The sequence below is a fragment of the Corynebacterium sp. L4757 genome (assembly GCF_043673995.1).
Lineage (GTDB): Bacteria > Actinomycetota > Actinomycetes > Mycobacteriales > Mycobacteriaceae > Corynebacterium.
The window spans coordinates 78,192-95,277 of sequence record NZ_JBIMEN010000002.1 but is presented as its reverse complement, the minus strand read 5'-3'; the positions used below and the strand labels follow the sequence as shown (position 1 = coordinate 95,277).

The window sequence follows — 17,086 nt, the reverse complement described above, 5'->3', positions numbered from 1 at the left end:
AGTTATGACACAACTTTCCATCGTCGTTGCTGATGACTCCGCGCTGCTACGGGAGGGAATCGCCGGGCTTTTAGAACGCCGTGGACATAATGTCATCGGCCAAGCTTCTAGCGCGCCCGAACTCATTGAGGTGGTCGAACGCCAGGTGCCTGATGTGGTTATCACCGATGTGCGCATGCCACCTTCGATGTCCGATGACGGGCTTCAGGCCGCGGTCCAATTGCGCGGGATATACCCGGATTTAGCTGTCATGGTGGTCAGCCAATACGTCGCGCCCGTGTATGCATCAGAGCTTTTCGCCGATGCCACCGGTGGGACCGGCTACCTGCTCAAAGACCGCATTAGTGAGGTGGCATCCTTCCTGGATTCTTTGGCGATTGTTGCCTCCGGCGGAACGGTCATTGACCCCTCGGTGGCAAGCGCCTTAATGTCCACCTCGCGTTCAGGCCTTGCCACATTAACTCCGCGGGAACAAGAAGTCTTAGAACTCATGTCCCAGGGGCTGTCCAACAAGGACATCGCTGCCAAGCTCGTGCTGTCGTCTGCGGCCGTGGCCAAGCACGTGTCCAATATCTTTATGAAATTAGGCCTTGACGCATCCGAGGATAACCGCCGCGTCAAAGCCATTTTGGAGTACCTGTCAGCGCAGAATCTGCACTAACTATTCACTAGCTATTTCTGACGACGAATCAGAACCACGGCCGCACCGATGAGCACCAGCACGCCGACGCCGCCGAGCGTCCAGCCCATCGCGCCGAACCCGCTATCGGATTCTTCGGCTGCTGCCTGCGGTTCGTCTTCAGAGGAATCTGCTGCTCCCGCTTCTCCTTCAGCTGGTGCGGAAGTTTCTTCGCTCGCCGCGCTGAAGGTCGGTCCGGGTTGAGGTTCACCGTCGATGAGAGCTGCGAGTGAGTAACGGGCGGTGTGCTGCTCACCGTCCCCGACTTCTCCATTCTCCCCGCCGCCGATGCGCCGGTAGTTCACGGAAATGTATTGCTCGCCGTCTAGCCATAGACGATTAGTTGTTGAAGTCCCGTCATCAATGTTGCGGTAATTCAATGGGGCTGCGTGTCCGATGGTCGCTACAGAGTCATTAGATGGTGATGCTGTCTCTGCGTTCGCAGTCGGTTGGCGCGCTGCGTTGAAAAGCTTGATCTCTAGCTGGTCAGCACTGACGCCAGCGGCGCGTTCGACGTCAGTGCCGTCGGGACGAAGGGTTGCGGCGAGGCGCTGGCCATACTCGGCGGGCACTTTATAGAAGTGTGTTTCACCTGGCACGATGTCGGTCTCCACTGCTTCTACGCCATCCGCAGGTATCTCAGCTGCATCATCAAACCAGGTGCCGGGGTTTGTATCGCTGGTCTTAGCGGGCAAAGAAACCTCTGCGACATCGGAATCTGCTTCAGGTTCAGGTACGTCCGAAACATCTTCGCCGGCCATGCGGGTAATGGTCAGCTCCAGCGGGATGTCTTCGCCTTCCATGAAATTGCCGCGCCGTGAGACGGAGAAATCCACATGACCATCAGCACCGCATTCCTCACTTGTTTGCTTGCTGATTAACGCGCCTGCCTGCACACCCTGGGCAGATGTAGAATCTACTGAATTCCAATCAGCAGCACGGCATGCAGAATTAGCAAAATCAATGCTCAATCCAAAGCTGCTATCGGCGAGTCCGCCGAAGCTTGGCGGCTGTACAGTCAGCGCGGAGATTGCGATACGCTCGCCTTCCTCAACGGGGATCCGCCAGTGTTGGGCATCGCCATTGATCTCATTGAGCGCCGCACCTGGATCGTGCAGCGGGGTTGAGAATGACGTGACGTCTGCGGGGACCTCAGTTGGCGTGGTCTCACTATCGGAGCCCTCGTATTCCTCCAAGTCAGACTCATACGCGTTAATGGAGCGCGTGTGCAGCACCCGCATGGATTCCGCCAAAGAATCTGCGTCATTGGCATCCAAGTATTGCCCGCCGCCAGCTTCGGCAATGCACTCAAGCTCAGTGCGAGCTTCATCATCAACCAGGAAGCCAACGGTGTTGATGATTAAATCGATGCCTTGTTCATGCAGGTCCTTAGCCACATCACACACCGGCGGCGGCGCGCAGGTATCAATGCCATCAGAGACTAACACGACATTGCGGGGGCCCTCATCCGGTAATTCATCAGCGGCCTGACGCAGTGCCGGGCCCATTGGTGTGTAACCGGAGGCCTCGATGTCATCGACCTCCCCGCGGATATCCTCTAGTTGACCAGCGCCAACCGGCGCCAGCGTGGTGACATCCTCACAGCCGGCCTCGCGTTCCTCGGGCGCATTTGAGGTTCCCGTGCCGTAAGTAATGAACCCGAGCTCCGAATCATCACTCACTCCGTCAAGGAAGGTATGGGTTGCTTCTTTGGCGGCATCCATGCGGGTCTGCCCACCTGCATCGGTTTGTTCCATCGATCCCGATGCGTCGAGGATAACCATGGTGGGCGGGACATCAGATTCCTGTGATTCCTGCGCCACCGCAGCGGGGGCGCAGCTTATTGCAAGACCAATAGCGGCAATAATGCTCGCAATAGCTTTTCCTTTGACCATGCGCCCTAGACTAGCTAGCGGTTATTCACCTCACAATCACCAAAGATTATGAGAAACTGAACACCAGTTGAACAAGCGCTGGTCAGGTACGGGAAAAATTATTTTGAATTCAATAGTGAATAGCATTCCCGGGCGCGGTTAAACCACCAATCGCGGCGCTCCGACGGTGCTGCCAAGGCCACCACGCGGTCCAGGTCAGCAGCAACGGGCGCGGCAGGCAGTGCACCATCCACCAGCTTGTGCGGCACGGCAACATCTTCGATGAACAAGGAACCAGTGGCCAAACCCGCCGCGGCAGGAAGGACATCAATATCTTCATCGTCATAGATGATCGGCAGCGCCGCCACGGTAGCCAGCCCCATATTCATGCCAACGGCCGTATCCAGCGCTGATGCAACAGTGATATCCATGTGGCGCTCGCGCAGCTGGCGCGCAATCTCCAGGGTCTTGCGAACACCGCCCAAGGGCGCGGGCTTAACAATGGCCACGTCTGCCGCCTGCAAATCCGCCACCTTGAATGGATCCTGTGCTTTTCGAATGGACTCATCAGCAGCTACGCGCACAAATAGTCCATTGCGCATGAGCTGACTGCGCACCTCAGCGAGCTCTTCCGCCGTGCGGCAGGGCTGCTCCATGTAATCCAGCGGCATCATTTCTTTCGCCGCGGCGATAGCTTCTTCAACGCTCCAGCCACCGTTGGCGTCCACGCGAATAATGGGAGACAAACTCGGGTTATGTTCCTGGGCATATTCGCGCACTGCATTCACACGCGCGATGTCATCTTCCAAGGTTTGTCCTGGCTCAGCGACTTTGACCTTCCACGTGCGTACACCTGGGTAGCGGTTCATAACGTCTGGAACTTGCGCCGCATCGACCGCGGGGATGGTGCCATTGACCTCGACGGTGTCACGCACCAGTTCCGGGAAACCTTCATATGCTGCTTCCAGGCCCGCTGCCAGCCACGGCGCGGATTCCTGGGCACCATATTCGAGGAAGGGGGCGAACTCGCCCCAGCCGGCGGGGCCATCGATAAGCAATGCTTCGCGGGTGGTCACTCCACGGAACTTGACGGCCATGGGAAGGGCGACCACATGGGCGCGGTCTAGAATATCGTCGATCTGCATGCTTGCTACTTTAGGCGGCGACTAGATTAGAGTGCATGACTGCAACCCGAACTTATAGCACCGAAAATCCTTTTGACGCTTCCCAGTGGAAAACCGTGGAGGGTTTTTCCGACCTCACCGACATCACCTACCACCGTCACGTGGGCGAAGGCCGCGCCAATGGCATCGTGCGTATCGCTTTTGACCGACCTGAGGTCCGCAACGCTTTTCGCCCACACACCGTGGACGAGCTCTACCGCGTACTCGACCATGCGCGCCGCACCCCGGACGTGGGCACCGTGTTGTTGACCGGCAATGGTCCGAGTGAAAAAGATGGCGGCTGGGCTTTTTGTTCCGGCGGCGACCAACGCATCCGTGGCCGCTCCGGCTACCGCTACGCCGACGGCGAGACCGCTGACACCGTCGACACCGCCCGTGAGAAGGTTGAAGGCGGCCGCCTGCACATCCTGGAAGTCCAGCGCCTCATTCGCACCATGCCGAAGGTGGTCATTGCTGTGGTCAATGGCTGGGCTGCTGGCGGCGGCCACTCCCTGCACGTGGTCTGCGATCTCACCATCGCATCCCGCCAGGAAGCTGCATTTAAGCAGACCGACGCCGATGTCGGATCCTTTGATGCCGGCTATGGCTCCGCCTACCTGGCCAAGATGGTCGGTCAGAAATACGCCCGCGAAATCTTCTTCCTCGGCCGCACCTACTCCGCTGAGCGCATGCAGCAGATGGGCGCGGTCAACATCGTGGCCGACCACAAGGACATTGAACAAGAAGCAATCGAGGCCGCCCGCGAAATCAACACCAAGTCCCCCACCGCGCAGCGCATGCTGAAGTTCGCCTTTAATCTCACCGATGACGGCCTGATGGGCCAGCAAGTATTCGCCGGCGAAGCCACCCGCCTGGCCTACATGACCGACGAAGCCGTCGAAGGCCGCGATTCCTTCCTGGAAAAGCGCGACCCGAACTGGGACGAGTTCCCTTATTACTACTAGGAAATACAACAGCCCCGCGCGAATTACTCACTCGGGGCTGTGGGGTACCTTGCGCCGACCTTTGTCGACGCCATCTACCGCAAAATTACCCCGACACGTTACTACGTCCAAGCTACGTTAGAAGACGTTAGAAAATTAGTTAAAGCTTTAAGTTGACGCGACAACATCGATGATTTACACTTTCGCCATGCTGAATTTCACTTCAACCTTTAAGTCTCCAACTGAGTCCGCCGGCCTCCTCATTGCACGCATCATCCTAGGCGTAGTTCTCATTGCCCACGGCTGGCAGAAGTTCAACGAGTGGACCATTGCGGGAACTACTGATACCTTCACCGGTATGGGCGTTCCTGCCGCTGGCATCGCAGCACCTATCGCAGCTGCCATTGAACTTGTCGGTGGCATCTTGATTCTCACCGGTCTGATTACCCGCATTGCTGCCGCACTCGTTGCACTGCAAATGGTTGGCGCCGGTATCTGGGGCGGCCACTTCAGCTCCGGCGTCATGGTTACCGAGAACGGCTGGGAGCTAGTTATGGTTATCGCCGCTGTTGCAGTAATTCTTCTCGCAGCAGGCCCTGGCCAGTACGCCGCAGACAACTTCATCTTCAAGAACAAAGAAGCTGCAGCCAAGACTCCAGTAGCTGCCTAACCTCAAATCCCGGACAATCTACCAAGGCACCTCACCTGGCTTGGTTCCGCAATGAGTCCGCGTCATTTTCCGCCGGCACCTTCAGGTGCCGGCCTTTTAGGTTTTCCCGCGATTAATGTCGATTAATCCTCAATCCCACATGAGAAGGCAATCCGCAGCGGCTGTACGAATGGGCGTCAACTTGATTATGTTGTCCCCGTTTTGCCCGCGCCGTTGAATTAATCTTCGTCAAACAGCTCGATATATTCGCTTTCGTCCCTCTCGGTCAATTCACTCAGAGCTTCAATAGCTTCTCGCGGCCAGCTCCCAGGCGGACCATACATCATGTACGGACGCCCCTCAAAGTCGATATACATGCCGGGGAGGCCATCATTCGTGACCACCAAGCCGTCATCCATGACGATTCGAGCATCAGCTGGCTCTAAAATCCAACCGCCGCTACTCAGTTGAGTCGAAGGTACCCACTGATACGTAGGGTCGAAATTGTTTGCAATTTCTATCGTCTGTTCTTTATCCATGCACCCAAGTTATCGGCCGGATCGGACAGGCAAAGACTGGAAGCTATTCCGTATTCGAACGCACCGTAATTTCGTGCGCGGCGACCTCAGCAAGCGCAAAGGGTTCACCGCCATCGACACTGATGTGCAATAGCCCGGCAAGTGGCGGTTGCACTAGCTCAACCTCAGTACCAGGGCGCATGTTTTGTGCTGCAAGGAAGCGCAGCAGCTCAGGATCGTCGTCATTAACCTGTTCCATAACGACTTTTTGGCCCACCGAAAGCCCCGCAAGAGTGCAGGTAGAAAGTGGGTCGGTGGAGCCATCGGCACGCGGAATCGGATCACCGTGCGGGTCGCGGGTGGGGTGATTCAGGTGGGCATCAAGACGCGCAATGAAACGATCCGAGCAGGCATGCTCCAAGACATCCGCCTCTTCATGCACTTCATCCCACGTATATCCCAGCGTATCCACCAAGAAGGTTTCTAATAGTCGGTGACGTCGTGCCACCTGGTGTGCTAGCTCGCGGCCGAGTTCCGTCAACGTCACCCCTCGGTATCGCTCATGCAGCACCAATTCCTGCGCCGCCAAGCGCTTTACAGCTTCCGATGCGGTGGGAAGTTTTTGCCCCAGCGCGCCTGCCAAATCCCCCAACGCGAGGGGAAGGTTCGCCCCGCTGCGCTCCTCATGATCAAACAATTCTTTGAGGTAGTCCTGGGTGCGCTCCGGCAAATCTGTCACGTGCATACCCCCATCCTAGTCACGCTGTTTCCAAATCATTTCTTCATACGTATGCTTTCAAATGTTCAAGGCATTGAACTTAGAATTTCAAGGATGGAAATGCAACGAATTCTGTGTGCTCTAACCACGCTCAGTGCAGCTGCAGCGCTCACTGCTTGCTCTTCTTCTGCAGCTGAAGATGCTGCTGCCTCTGATGGTTCCAAGCCAATGACCATTTATGCCACCACCGGCTACTTGGCGGATGCGGCGCAGAACCTTGCGCCAGACGCAGAGGTCATCACCATGGTCGGCCCTGGAGGAGACCCGCACACCTACCAGCCTTCGACCAAAGACATCGAGCAGATGCAGTCCGCGGACCTGGTTTTGTGGAATGGCCTGCACCTAGAAGCGCAGATGATTGAGCAACTAGAATCCCTCGGAGAAAAGCAGTTGGCCGTCGGCGATCAGCTCGATACCTCCAAGCTTCTTTCATGGGACGAGGTAGGCGACGGTGGTGAGCAGCTTTATGACCCTCATATTTGGAACTCACCGGAGCTGTGGACCGAGGTTGTAAGCCATATTGGTGACAAGCTCGCCGAAGTCGATGCCGCTAACGCGGATTCCTACCATGCCCATGCCAAGGCCTACTCGGAAGAAATCGACGCCGCGGCCCAAGCCACGGAAGCAATGCTTGCCGACGTCTCCTCTCGCACCCTTATTACCGGCCACGATGCGTTCAACTACTTTGGCGACACTTTTGACTTTGAAGTTCACGCCACGGACTTCGTCAGTACTGATGCTGAAAAGTCACCCCAGGAGATTTCAGAACTCGCGGATCTGATTGCCCAGAAAGAAATACCAGTTATCTTCCAGGACAACCAGGCCAATCCGCAGGCCATTACCGCGCTACGCGAAGCGGTAGAATCCCGCGGCTGGGCAGTGGAGGTCTCTGATGAAGAACTCTTCGCAGATACCCTCGGCGCAACTGAGCCAACTGATACTTATCTGGGGGCTTTTGCCCACAATGCTCAAGCGGTAGCAGAAGGCTTAAGTAAATGATCGATATTGAAAATCTCTCGGTCAGCTATGACGCCAATAAAGTACTGGACTCAATCAGCGCGCATGTCGAACGCGGCCGTATAACCGGTCTTGTCGGCGCGAATGGCGCAGGTAAATCCACTCTCGTCAAAGCAGCCGTAGGCCTCGTTCGCGCTGAGCCCGGCGCGCGCATCACTTTCGCTGCCAAGTCACTGGAACATTTTCGTGACCGTCTCGGATATATGCCGCAACAAGCTGCCCTCGATTGGTCCTTCCCAGCAGTCGTGGAAGACATCGCGATTATGGGCCTTAGTGCACGTCTGCCGTGGTATCGCTGGCCTGGCAAAGAAGAAAAAGCCGCAGCACATCGGGCATTAGAGCGTACCGGTGCGGCCGACTTGGCCAAACGACCGATTTCAGCACTATCCGGCGGCCAGCGCCAAAGAGTGCTGCTGGCCCGCACGCTGGCCGCCGAGCCGGAAGTGCTCATCCTTGATGAGCCTTTCGCGGGTGTGGATGCGGCCAGCCAGGATGCCATCGTCACAGTTCTTCAAAGGCTGCGCGATAACGGTGTCACGGTCTTGCTGGTTCACCACAATTTGGCCGAGGTCGCAGAATACTGCGATGACGTCATTTTGCTCGGTGCCCACGGCATCATTTCCTCCGGCCCCACCGCCGAGACGCTTACCGACGGTGCCATCACTCAACTATTTACCCTCCCACGGTGAACCACCACTGATGAACCCACTCGATCTCCTCACGGACTACACCTATACCCAAGCGCTGCTGGGCACAGTCATCATCGGTATCTGCGCCGGCGCACTCGGACCGTTGGTATTGGTCCAGCGTCAAGCACTTATTGCTGATGCCATTTCCCATTCCAGTTTGCTCGGCTTACTCGGCGCCTTCCTCGTCCTCGCCACACTCGGTTTTGACGGCCGCAATCCGTTGGCGCTTATTGCCGGTTCCATCATCACCGGCCTGGTTGCCGTCGCGATTATCTCCGCGATCACCAATCGCACGGTGATTCACCGGGACGCTGCCATGGCCGCGACATTAACGACTTTCTTCTCACTCGGCATGCTGTTGCTTCAGTACATTTCCCGTAATCCCATCCCCGGCAAAGCCGGAATTCAGGATTATCTTTTGGGCAATGCCTCGACGCTCACACGCGCTGACGTGATTTCCGCACTTGTCATTGGCGGCGGTGTCCTGCTTATCCTTTCGTTGATACACCATAAGCAGTCCTCTGTCGTCTTTGACGCCCCTTTCGCCCAGCTAGCAGGGCTACACCTAAATACCATCCGCGCTTTGGGCTTTTTCGCACTGGTGGCTATTACAGTCATTGGCGTCAAAGTGGTTGGCGTCGTGCTCATGGTCGCGGTCGTCATCGCACCCGCCGTCGCCGCACGACAATGGAGCAACCGGCTTCTCCCCTTCATCTTCAGTTCCGCTGCGATTGGTGGGGCATCGGCAAGCGTTGGCACTTATCTATCCATCGCCGCGGGCGAAACCGCGGTCGGTTCCATCCCCACAGGCCCCGCGATTGTCTTGGTCCAAGCGCTCATCGCAGCCATATCTTTAACAGCAAAGAAGGTACGCACCACTCATGTCTTTAGCTCTTAGCGCCTGCCTTTTGGCCATCGCAACGGCGCTGGCCTGTGCTATTCCCGGCGTTTTCATCGTGTTAAAGCGCGATAGCATGCTTATCGATGGCATCGGGCATGCCGTTTTACCCGGCATCGCCATAGGCTATCTGTTTACCTCCGATATTGATTCTCCGTGGCTATTATTGACTGCCGCGCTCGGCGGGCTGGCCGTGGCCCTGGGCACCGATTGGCTAGGGCGCAGCGGAATCATCACCAATGATGCCGCGCTCGGTCTCATCTTCCCGGCGCTTTTTGCCGCCGGCATTGTTCTGATTTCCACGCGCATGTCCAATGTGCACTTGGATGTTCACGTGGTGCTCATCGGTGACTTAAATCTGGTGGCGTTTACTAATCCCGGCTATAGTCTCATCATGTTTGGGGTGGCAGTGATCAATGCTGTGTTCATCCTGGTAACCATGCCGCGGCACACCGCTGCCATCTTTGATCCGGCGTATTCCTTTGTCGCGGGTATCCGTACGCGCGGACTGCACACTGTGTTTATGGCGTTGGCTGCGGCCACCTGCACCGGCGCTTTTCACGCAGCCGGTGCCATGTTAGTCATCGCGCTCATGGTCTTTCCTGCCATCTGCGCGCGCCTTCTGACCAATCGGGTGCCGATGATGTTCGCCCTAGCCTGCCTTATCGCCGTGTGCACCGCACCCATTGGCTTCTGGCTGGCTTATCACGCGAACGCGTCAACCTCGGCGTTTATGGCCGTGACCTACGCGGGAATCTTTGTCATAATTCTTGTTCTTCATTTCATTATCGTTCCACGTCGCACCGCGAAAGTTGGTATTAACTGACTAAGGTTTTAAGTCGTGCCACATGTTCTTCGTCCTTTACCTATCCCACCTGCCGATCCGCTAGCTATCCTTCCTGACCTGGAATTAGCCATTACGGGCCGCTATTCGCTCCTACCTTTGCCCGCTGCGGATAAGACCAAGTCCACGCTGTTGAAAAATTCACAGCGCGCGGGCGAAGAAATCGACGCGGATATCGCATTGGTGGTGCCCACCTCAGGTTCGACTGGCACTCCGAAGGGCGCGCAGCTCACGGCTCATAATCTGATCTCTAGTGCAGATGCGACCTACCAGTACCTGGGCGGGCCAGGGCACTGGTTGCTCGCGATGCCAGCGCACCATATCGCCGGACTGCAGGTTCTTATTCGCTCCATGGTTGCAGGGGTCGAGCCCTTGGCTATCGATGTCTCCGCCGGCTTTAATATCTCCGAGTTCGCGCGTGCTACCCGGGAGTTAAAAGAGACGGGCGAGCGCACTTATACCTCGCTCGCTCCACTGCAGTTGGCCAAGGCAATGGATACCCAGGTGGGTATCGAAGCTTTGCAATCCTATGATGCAATTTTGGTCGGCGGTGCTGCCACTAATCCGCAGTTGTTGGAGTCAGCAGCCAAAATGCAGATCAACGTTGTGACCACGTATGGCTCTTCTGAGACTGCCGGTGGCTGTGTCTATGACGGAGTAGCCTTGCCCGGCGCGCAGGTACGCGTGGATGAGGGCCGCATTTATCTAGGTGGGCCAACCATCGCGCATGGTTATCGCAATGCGCCCGGCCATGAAGCTTTCGCGGAGCCCGGGTGGTTTCAAACCTCTGATGGCGGTGTCTTAGAAAATGGCGTGCTCACCGTGACAGGGCGCTTGGATAACATCATCGATTCCGGCGGGCTCAAGCTACACCCAGAGGTGCTGGAATCTGCCATGCTGAAAATCCCAGGTGTGGAACAAGCCTGCGTGGTTGGCACCCCGCACCCACGCCTCGGCCAGGCGATCGTCGCCGCGTATACCGGGTGGGCATCTATGCCGGATATCCTCGAAGCCCTTGAGGAAGCCGACATCCCCCGCTGGCAGCTGCCCAAAGAACTCAAGCGCTTGCCGGATATGCCCGTTACCGGCCCCGGCAAGATCGACCGTCAAGCGGTGCTGAAGCTCTTTAGCGCTTAAACTAAAATCCCACCACGTGGGCACGGTGCACGCCGTAGAGTTGAATCCCATGAGCACTAATAGACACTCCGGTTTTGATTTCACCGCCCACACCATCAACGTTGCCTGGGATCCGTTCAACGCGCCTAACGGCGAGACTTTGGAGCTTTTCGCCCGCGAAATCGTCGCACCCGATAAGCATGATGCCCCGGCCATCGTCTATCTTCAGGGCGGTCCCGGCTCCCCTGCCCCGCGCCCATTAGCAGCGAGCGGCGTTATCGGTGAGATGCTCAAGGAGTTTCGCGTCATCCTACTGGACCAGCGCGGTACCGGTAACTCCCACCGCATTGATACCGCCAACCCGGCAGATGTTGAGCGCCTGACTCTGCTGCGCCAGGAGTACATCGTCGAAGACGCCGAGGCTCTGCGCAAGCATCTCAACCTGGATAAGTGGTCCCTATTTGGTCAGTCTTTTGGTGGATTCTGCATCACGTCCTATCTCTCTCGCTACCCAGAGTCCGTGGAGCACGCCTACCTCACCGGTGGTCTGCCCACGCTTAATAAAACCGTCGATGACCTCTACCGCACCACCTATGACAAGCTCACGGTGCGCCATGACCGTTTCTACCGCGAGTACCCCTGGGCCGAAGAGCGCATTCGTGAAATCTGCGCACACCTCGATGAATCAGATGAAACACTGCCCACCGGTGAGCGCCTCTCCTCACGGCGTTTCCGTACCATCGGCATCAACCTTGGGCGCGGCACTGGTTTCCACTCACTGGCGTATCTGCTGGAAAACCCTTTCCACACCACGGGTGGCGAAAAGCGCCTGCGCACAGATTTCCTCAACAGTATCGGCACGCAGGTTTCATTCCAATCCAATCCGCTTTATGCATCCATCCATGAGTCCATCTACGGCGGTGTCGGCGGGCAGGCCGCCACTAATTGGGCAGCACACCGGATGCGTGAAGAAATCCCCGGCTTCGAAGAAGCAGCAGACCCACGCACGGCGGACAAGTTCTATCTCACAGGCGAGCACATCTTCCCCTGGCAATTCGACGAAGACCCAGCTCTTATCCCCGACAAAGATGCCGCGATGGCTGTCGCCGCGCACGAATGGTCAGCGTCCCCCTATGACGCCGCAGCGCTTGCCGATGCCCCCACCAGCGCCGCCGAGGTCTACCTCGATGACATCTTTGTGCCTTTCGAGGATTCCCTACAGACGGCCGATGCCTATGGTGACCTACGTTATGAGGTCACCAATCTCTTTCAGCATGATGGCATCGGCCATGATGGCGCCGGAATCTTCCAACGCCTGCGTGGACTTATCAAAGACCACTAGCTGAAATGAACTCCAGATAGTGGCACACTGATTAGTTGGCGCCGTGGGTCTCTGCGGCAGCCTGAACCGCAGCCTTGACCGCTGGTGCAACGCGTGAGTCGATAGCGGCTGGAACAATGCGGCCTGGATCGAGCTCATCAGCCACGATAGACGCAATCGCTTCAGCGGCAGCCAGCTTCATCTCTGGAGTAATCTTTGTTGCCTTTGCAGCCAGTGCACCGGCGAAGATGCCTGGGAAAGCCAGGACATTATTGATCTGGTTCGGCAGGTCAGAGCGGCCGGTGGCGACAACTGCGCCGTACTTGTTGGACAGCGCCGGATCAATTTCCGGGGTTGGGTTGGCCAGGGTGAAAAGGATTGGCTCTGGTGCCATCAGCTGCAGGGCTTCTTCGCCGATATTGCCGCCAGAAACACCAATGAAGAGCTCAGCGCCGGTAAAGGCTTCATTGATACCGCCGGTAACCCCGCGTGGGTTGGTCTTTTCTGCCAGGGCACGCTTGGTTGGGGTGAGGTCCTCACGAGATTCGTGGATGATGCCGCGCGAGTCGAGCACGATAATATCGGTCGCACCAGCGTTGGTCAGCATATCCACGGAAGCTACGCCCGCAGCACCAGCACCGGAGATGACAATCTTCAAACCGGCCAGTTCACGGTTGAGCAGCTTCAGGGAATTGCGCAGTGCCGCGAGGATGACCACGGCGGTACCGTGCTGGTCATCGTGCATAACAGGGATATCGAGGCGCTCAATGAGCTTCTGCTCGACCTCGAAGCAGCGTGGCGCAGAGATGTCTTCGAGGTTGATAGCACCGAAAGATGGCGCAATCGCAGCGATGGCCTCAACCAGCTCGTCGACTTCGTGAACGTTCAAAACAATCGGAACGGACTTCAGTCCTGCGAAAGAGCTAAACAGCTGTGCCTTGCCTTCCATGACCGGAAGGGATGCCTGCGGGCCGATATTGCCCAGGCCGAGTACTGCCGAACCATCAGAGATCACAGCAACGGTGTTGCCGATACCGGTGTGGGTGCGGGCAACCTCTGGATCTTCAACGATAGATTCGCAGACCTTCGCGACACCTGGGGTATATGCCAGGGAGAGGTCGCGCATATCGCGAAGCTCACGGGTGGAGCCGATAGAGAGCTTGCCGCCCTCGTGGGCGTCGAAGATTTCTTCCTCGGTGAGGTTTACAGTGCTGCGGTTGAGCGTACTAGTCATGGTTTTCGCCTTGTGTGGAGTAGGTTGTGCTTTCTAGTCCAAACACACTAACCAATTCTGTAGCTCAATAGGCAATACGCTGTGCGCACATTTGTAAACTCCGCGTTGACCTTTGTTGCTATCCTTGCAATTACCCCCATTAACAATGAATATTAATCACGCGAAGGCAGTGGCCGCCCTTATGAAGCAGCCACTCTCTACAGCCCTTTTCGCAGTCTTCTCTCGCAGCCTGCTATCGCAACAATGGGCGTGACCAGAGCGCGAGCACGAGCGTGGAGGCCAAGCTGAGCCCTGCCATAATCCACAAGGTGCCGGCGGTCCAAGCATTATCCACAGCGAGAGCACCGACTGCTGCGCCGGAGGCGATACCGACTTGATAGGTCACCACATACAGCGATGACGCTGCATCGGGATTATTACGCCCCGCGTGCAAAAAGATGGTGGTCGCCAGCGTCGGCAGCGCGCCATAAGCGCCACCGAAGACAATGACCGCCAGGAAGATGGCGACCACTGCGAGTGCGCCTTCCAAGCCGAAAGCAATCTGGCCGATAATAGCCGCGATGACAAATAACGTGGTGGTGTGCACGCTGCCGCGCAGCATACGGCGGTCAACGGTTCGGGTCGCAACGGTCACGCCAATAAGACCCAGCGCGCCGAACGCGAAAAGCCCCAGGGAGACAAAGCTTGCGCCGGCGGTCTCCGCCAGAATCAGGCCGAGGTAGGTATATGCGGCGAAAACACCCGTGGTGGCCAGCAACAAGAATACGACCAAGGAAATCAGCCCCCAGGGCATGGTGCGCTGAGAGGTAGATTCCGCATCGTTTCCCAAAGACGGCAGCGAAGGAACAGTCGGAATCAGTACGGCCACAGCACCTAGTGCCAGCACGCCAAGCAGCCAGGTCGCATTGCGCCAGCCGATGAGCTCACCCACCCACGTTGCCAATGGCGAACCAACCACCAGCGCCATGGTGGATCCAATGGAGACCACACCCACTGCTTTACCGGTATGACCCGGTGACATGCGGGCGGCCATCGGCCCCACCAATGCCCAGAACACGCCGTGGGTCAGCGCAGCAATGATGCGACCGAGCGCGAGCATTCCATAATTGACGGTCAGGGCCTGAATCACGATGCCCGTACCTAAGAACGCCAAAGTAATGAGGAAAATACTGCGCTTATTAAACCGCTTTAACCACATCATCGCGGGGATGGTTACTACCGCGACCACACCGGCATAGAGGGTCATGAGCAGACCTATTTGGGATTCGGCAACACCCAAATCAGTCGCAATCGGGCGGATGAGGCCCACGGCGAACATTTCAAAAGTGACGTACACAAATGCCGCAAAACTCATCGCAGTTAGTGGAACGACAGGAAACCGTGACTCGGTAGTGGTGGCTGTGCTCATGGGCTCATCCTTTCTTCATTTGTCCTATCAAACCCTAGTAGTTCAGTCGTGAAAACGCGCAGTCGAGAACAAGGAATTTAGGGCAAAAGTAATGAGGTTAACCATCGGCAAGCTTGAGCTTCATAGAGCACTTTTAGCAGCAAATTTTCCATCGTGAGACAATGAGTCCTATGTCTAGTGCAAAAAATTGGCTTGAGGGCGCGCGCCCACACACCTGGGCGAATGCATTCGCCCCTGTCTTTGCTGGTAGCGGCGCTGCCGCAGCCATCGGTGGGTTCCATTTCGGCCGGGCTCTGCTTGCACTGATCGTGGCGTGGGCGCTGATTATTGGCGTGAACTTTGCCAACGATTATTCCGACGGCATCCGCGGTACTGATGATGATCGCACCGGCCCGCAGCGCCTCACCGGCGGTGGCCTGGCCAAACCTCAGCACGTGAAGTTCGCAGCTTTCGGCTGCTTCGCCGTCGCAGGTATCGCCGGCATCTGGCTCTCGTTGGCTGCTGGCGCGTGGTGGTTTATTCTCATCGGCGCATTCTGTATCGCCGGCGCCTGGTTTTATACCGGCGGCAAAAACCCTTATGGCTACCGGGGCTTAGGCGAGGTCGCCGTCTTCGTTTTCTTCGGCCTGGTTGCGGTACTCGGCACCCAATTCACTCAAGCCGGCACGCTGTCTTGGACGGGCCTCCTGCTGGCCCTGGGCATCGGCGGTATGAGCGCCGCAGTGAACCTGGCAAATAATATCCGCGATATTCCCTCCGATTCACAGACCGGCAAGATTACGTTGGCCGTGCGCTTGGGCGATGCTCGCTCCCGCATGCTATTTACCATCCTGCTCACGCTGCCGGTGGTCTACACCATCCTGATTTCCATCGGCTCCTGGCTCGCGCTCATCGGTTTGGCTTATATTCCTTTCGCCCTCACCTCAGTGCGCACCGTTAATAAGGGAGCGCGCGGACCGGAGCTCATTCCGGTACTGGGGCTCACCGGCCGCGCCATGCTGATTTGGGCGGTTACCGTCGCACTCGCCGTGGCGCTGGTTTAAATGCTCGGCGTCATCACTGGTTTTGCCATCATCCTGGCCGTCATCGCGGTCGGGTATCTTTTAGCGCGCACTAAGATCATCCGCTCTGATATAGAGCGGCTCATGTTCAACCGCGTCGCCTTTTATGCGGCCACGCCGGCGCTGCTTTTCGATGCCGTCTCCAAATCCGAACCCGAAAATTTCCTGACGCCAGTCACCCTCGTGATCACAATTGCGACCGTGGCAGTCTCCGTTATTTATGGCGTCATCTTCTTCCGCCAAGGCGCAGCCGGAATCGGCATCGGCGCCGGCTCGGCCAGCTATTTCAATTCGGTCAATATCGGCTTACCGGTGAGCATCTACGTCATCGGTGATTCCACGCATGTCGTGCCCATCATGCTATTGCAGATGATGGTATTCACGCCCATCATTTTGGGCATGCTCGGCGGGGGTTCTTTCCTCAGTTCAGTAAAATCCGGACTTCTGAATCCGGTGGTACTGGCATCCATTGCTGGTTTCATCGTCGCGGTGGTCGGTTGGGAAGTCCCGGCTCCCGTCGCTGAACCTATTGCACTACTTGGTGGCGCATCCATCCCGATGGTGCTCATGAGTTTCGGCGCCTCGATCTATGGCAGCAGCGTACTGTCGGATACCTCTGCACGTCCAGCTGTGCTGACCGCCACGGTATTGAAGCTGGTTGCCATGCCGGTGGCAGGCTACCTCACCGCTACCCTGCTCGGCCTTGAATCAGACTTAGTCTATGCCTGCACCATCCTGTGTGCGTTGCCGACTGCGCAGAACGTCTACAACTTCGCCGCGACCTACCAAAGTGGGCAAACAATTGCGCGCGATACGGTATTCATCACCACCTTCGCATCCCTGCCGGTCATGCTGATCATCGCAGCGCTCTTCGGACGTTAATCGGGAGTTGT

General features: G+C 57.1%; 17 protein-coding genes. 11 read left to right on the top strand and 6 right to left on the bottom strand.

The window, feature by feature from the left end:
- The first annotated feature begins 4 nt into the window (after positions 1 to 4).
- Complete coding sequence (locus ACG98I_RS02830) at positions 5 to 661, top strand: response regulator (protein ID WP_394718214.1); 657 nt, start codon at positions 5 to 7, stop codon at positions 659 to 661.
- A gap of 11 nt (positions 662 to 672) precedes the next feature.
- Here ACG98I_RS02830 and ACG98I_RS02825 read toward each other — a convergent pair whose 3' ends face one another.
- Together ACG98I_RS02825 and ACG98I_RS02820 are read right to left on the bottom strand one after the other, a co-directional pair.
- Positions 673 to 2,574 (bottom strand): VWA domain-containing protein, encoded by a 1,902-nt coding sequence (locus tag ACG98I_RS02825; RefSeq protein WP_394718212.1) that lies wholly within the window; start codon positions 2,572 to 2,574, stop codon positions 673 to 675.
- Positions 2,575 to 2,672: 98 nt separating this feature from the next.
- Positions 2,673 to 3,698 (bottom strand): o-succinylbenzoate synthase, encoded by a 1,026-nt coding sequence (locus ACG98I_RS02820; protein WP_394718210.1) that lies wholly within the window; start codon positions 3,696 to 3,698, stop codon positions 2,673 to 2,675.
- Positions 3,699 to 3,733: 35 nt separating this feature from the next.
- Here ACG98I_RS02820 and ACG98I_RS02815 point away from each other — a divergent pair, with 35 nt between their 5' ends.
- Positions 3,734 to 4,681 (top strand): 1,4-dihydroxy-2-naphthoyl-CoA synthase, encoded by a 948-nt coding sequence (locus tag ACG98I_RS02815; protein ID WP_394718208.1) that lies wholly within the window; start codon positions 3,734 to 3,736, stop codon positions 4,679 to 4,681.
- Positions 4,682 to 4,868: 187 nt separating this feature from the next.
- Positions 4,869 to 5,330 (top strand): DoxX family protein, encoded by a 462-nt coding sequence (locus tag ACG98I_RS02810; protein WP_394718206.1) that lies wholly within the window; start codon positions 4,869 to 4,871, stop codon positions 5,328 to 5,330.
- A 218-nt stretch (positions 5,331 to 5,548) separates the two neighbouring features.
- On the opposite strand, the gene ACG98I_RS02805 is transcribed toward ACG98I_RS02810, so the two are convergent.
- Both ACG98I_RS02805 and ACG98I_RS02800 read right to left on the bottom strand, forming a co-directional pair.
- A complete protein-coding gene (locus tag ACG98I_RS02805; RefSeq protein ID WP_394718204.1) occupies positions 5,549 to 5,848 on the bottom strand; it encodes a hypothetical protein in 300 nt (99 codons plus the stop codon).
- A gap of 43 nt (positions 5,849 to 5,891) precedes the next feature.
- On the bottom strand, positions 5,892 to 6,572 hold the full coding sequence (locus tag ACG98I_RS02800; RefSeq protein WP_394718202.1) for a metal-dependent transcriptional regulator: 681 nt from the start codon (positions 6,570 to 6,572) through the stop codon (positions 5,892 to 5,894).
- A gap of 93 nt (positions 6,573 to 6,665) precedes the next feature.
- Between ACG98I_RS02800 and ACG98I_RS02795 the strand changes: the two genes are divergently transcribed.
- Genes ACG98I_RS02795 through ACG98I_RS02770 form a run of 6 tightly spaced genes read left to right on the top strand, consistent with a single transcriptional unit; the run spans position 6,666 to position 12,511 of the window.
- Complete coding sequence (locus ACG98I_RS02795) at positions 6,666 to 7,604, top strand: metal ABC transporter substrate-binding protein (RefSeq protein WP_394718200.1); 939 nt, start codon at positions 6,666 to 6,668, stop codon at positions 7,602 to 7,604.
- A complete protein-coding gene (locus tag ACG98I_RS02790; RefSeq protein WP_394718198.1) occupies positions 7,601 to 8,311 on the top strand; it encodes a metal ABC transporter ATP-binding protein in 711 nt (236 codons plus the stop codon). The genes ACG98I_RS02795 and ACG98I_RS02790 overlap by 4 nt, the downstream gene beginning before the upstream one ends.
- 10 nt (positions 8,312 to 8,321) lie before the next feature.
- A complete protein-coding gene (locus tag ACG98I_RS02785; protein ID WP_394718196.1) occupies positions 8,322 to 9,209 on the top strand; it encodes a metal ABC transporter permease in 888 nt (295 codons plus the stop codon).
- Positions 9,193 to 10,035: a metal ABC transporter permease gene (locus ACG98I_RS02780; protein ID WP_394718194.1), complete on the top strand. Its 843-nt coding sequence runs from the start codon at positions 9,193 to 9,195 to the stop codon at positions 10,033 to 10,035. The genes ACG98I_RS02785 and ACG98I_RS02780 overlap by 17 nt, the downstream gene beginning before the upstream one ends.
- Positions 10,036 to 10,050: 15 nt before the next feature.
- Positions 10,051 to 11,190 carry an o-succinylbenzoate--CoA ligase gene (gene menE, locus ACG98I_RS02775; RefSeq protein ID WP_394718192.1) on the top strand — a complete coding sequence of 380 codons (1,140 nt, stop codon included), beginning with the start codon at positions 10,051 to 10,053 and terminating at the stop codon, positions 11,188 to 11,190.
- Positions 11,191 to 11,239: 49 nt separating this feature from the next.
- On the top strand, positions 11,240 to 12,511 hold the full coding sequence (locus ACG98I_RS02770; RefSeq protein ID WP_394718190.1) for an alpha/beta fold hydrolase: 1,272 nt from the start codon (positions 11,240 to 11,242) through the stop codon (positions 12,509 to 12,511).
- Between the two features lie 31 nt (positions 12,512 to 12,542).
- Here ACG98I_RS02770 and ACG98I_RS02765 read toward each other — a convergent pair whose 3' ends face one another.
- Together ACG98I_RS02765 and ACG98I_RS02760 are read right to left on the bottom strand one after the other, a co-directional pair.
- Positions 12,543 to 13,724, bottom strand: a complete 1,182-nt coding sequence (locus tag ACG98I_RS02765) for an NADP-dependent malic enzyme (protein ID WP_394718188.1) — start codon at positions 13,722 to 13,724, stop codon at positions 12,543 to 12,545.
- A 232-nt stretch (positions 13,725 to 13,956) separates the two neighbouring features.
- Positions 13,957 to 15,132, bottom strand: coding sequence for an MFS transporter (locus tag ACG98I_RS02760; RefSeq protein WP_394718186.1), 1,176 nt, complete (start codon positions 15,130 to 15,132; stop codon positions 13,957 to 13,959).
- A gap of 170 nt (positions 15,133 to 15,302) precedes the next feature.
- On the opposite strand from ACG98I_RS02760, the gene ACG98I_RS02755 reads away from it, so the two are divergent.
- A complete protein-coding gene (locus ACG98I_RS02755; RefSeq protein WP_394718184.1) occupies positions 15,303 to 16,175 on the top strand; it encodes a 1,4-dihydroxy-2-naphthoate polyprenyltransferase in 873 nt (290 codons plus the stop codon).
- Positions 16,176 to 17,075 carry an AEC family transporter gene (locus tag ACG98I_RS02750; protein ID WP_394718182.1) on the top strand — a complete coding sequence of 300 codons (900 nt, stop codon included), beginning with the start codon at positions 16,176 to 16,178 and terminating at the stop codon, positions 17,073 to 17,075.
- Positions 17,076 to 17,086 lie beyond the last annotated feature (11 nt).

Coding starts and splice junctions, on each gene's coding strand:
- ACG98I_RS02830 (WP_394718214.1), top strand. CDS start 5: ATGACACAACTTTCCATCGTCGTTGCTGATGACTCCGCGCTGCTACGG.
- ACG98I_RS02825 (WP_394718212.1), bottom strand. CDS start 2,574: ATGGTCAAAGGAAAAGCTATTGCGAGCATTATTGCCGCTATTGGTCTT.
- ACG98I_RS02820 (WP_394718210.1), bottom strand. CDS start 3,698: ATGCAGATCGACGATATTCTAGACCGCGCCCATGTGGTCGCCCTTCCC.
- ACG98I_RS02815 (WP_394718208.1), top strand. CDS start 3,734: ATGACTGCAACCCGAACTTATAGCACCGAAAATCCTTTTGACGCTTCC.
- ACG98I_RS02810 (WP_394718206.1), top strand. CDS start 4,869: ATGCTGAATTTCACTTCAACCTTTAAGTCTCCAACTGAGTCCGCCGGC.
- ACG98I_RS02805 (WP_394718204.1), bottom strand. CDS start 5,848: ATGGATAAAGAACAGACGATAGAAATTGCAAACAATTTCGACCCTACG.
- ACG98I_RS02800 (WP_394718202.1), bottom strand. CDS start 6,572: ATGCACGTGACAGATTTGCCGGAGCGCACCCAGGACTACCTCAAAGAA.
- ACG98I_RS02795 (WP_394718200.1), top strand. CDS start 6,666: ATGCAACGAATTCTGTGTGCTCTAACCACGCTCAGTGCAGCTGCAGCG.
- ACG98I_RS02790 (WP_394718198.1), top strand. CDS start 7,601: ATGATCGATATTGAAAATCTCTCGGTCAGCTATGACGCCAATAAAGTA.
- ACG98I_RS02785 (WP_394718196.1), top strand. CDS start 8,322: ATGAACCCACTCGATCTCCTCACGGACTACACCTATACCCAAGCGCTG.
- ACG98I_RS02780 (WP_394718194.1), top strand. CDS start 9,193: ATGTCTTTAGCTCTTAGCGCCTGCCTTTTGGCCATCGCAACGGCGCTG.
- ACG98I_RS02770 (WP_394718190.1), top strand. CDS start 11,240: ATGAGCACTAATAGACACTCCGGTTTTGATTTCACCGCCCACACCATC.
- ACG98I_RS02765 (WP_394718188.1), bottom strand. CDS start 13,724: ATGACTAGTACGCTCAACCGCAGCACTGTAAACCTCACCGAGGAAGAA.
- ACG98I_RS02760 (WP_394718186.1), bottom strand. CDS start 15,132: ATGAGCACAGCCACCACTACCGAGTCACGGTTTCCTGTCGTTCCACTA.
- ACG98I_RS02755 (WP_394718184.1), top strand. CDS start 15,303: ATGTCTAGTGCAAAAAATTGGCTTGAGGGCGCGCGCCCACACACCTGG.
- ACG98I_RS02750 (WP_394718182.1), top strand. CDS start 16,176: ATGCTCGGCGTCATCACTGGTTTTGCCATCATCCTGGCCGTCATCGCG.